This is a genomic window from Acidovorax sp. KPB24-03, assembly GCF_057546605.1.
The window spans coordinates 1-751 of the sequence record NZ_BAAJYR010000852.1 but is presented as its reverse complement, the minus strand read 5'-3'; the positions used below and the strand labels follow the sequence as shown (position 1 = coordinate 751).

General features: G+C 73.6%; 1 protein-coding gene. It reads right to left on the bottom strand.

All coding sequences use genetic code 11. The features are described from left to right. The coding region (locus tag AC27KI_RS26440; protein WP_487116838.1) for a hypothetical protein at positions 1–751 on the bottom strand (751 nt) is incomplete at both ends.

Sequence of the window (751 nt, the reverse complement as noted above, 5' to 3'; positions counted from 1 at the left end):
CCCGGGCCCGCCGTGGCGGCCCAGGAACTCCGTGCGGTCGGCCGTCCACGCCGTCTGCTGCCCGCGCAGGTCCGCGAAGGCCACCCGGCCGGCAAACGCCATGTCCCAGGGCTTGTGGGCGAGCAGGGCGCCGCTGCCGGCATCCACCGCGGTCACGATGAACGGCGCCGACGCGCCGCGCGAGGTGCCCAGCACCCATTCGGCATAGGCCGTGACGGTCAGGCGCCGGGCCTTGCCCGAGGTGTTGCGCAGGGTGAGGCGCGAGATCTTGACGGGGTCCTCGCCGGGCACGTACTGCAGCAACTCCAGCCCCAGGCCGCGCGCCGCGTGCGCGAACCGGCTGTAGCCGTGGCCATGGCGCGCTTCGTACAGGCCATCGTCGCCCAGCGGCTGCGCCGTGGCGGTCCACGCTTCGCCCGTGGCTTCGTCGTGCACGTAGATCGCTTCTCCCGACGGATCGCTCACCGGGTCGTTGGACCACGGGGTCAGCTGGTTCTCGCGGCTGTTGGTGCACCAGGTGCAGGTGCTGCCGCGCTCGGACACCTGGAACCCGAACCCCGGGTTGGCGATGACGTTGATCCAGGGCGCCGGGGTGGCCTGGCCTGCGCCCAGCCGCACGACATACTCCCGCCCGTCCAGGGCGAATCCGCCCAGGCCGTTGAAGAACTCCAGGTCGTCGGATGCCGCTGGGGCGGGTGCCGCGCCAGGCGCCAGCGGGGAGAGCGGCGGCACCCAGGCCGGCCGGGCGGGG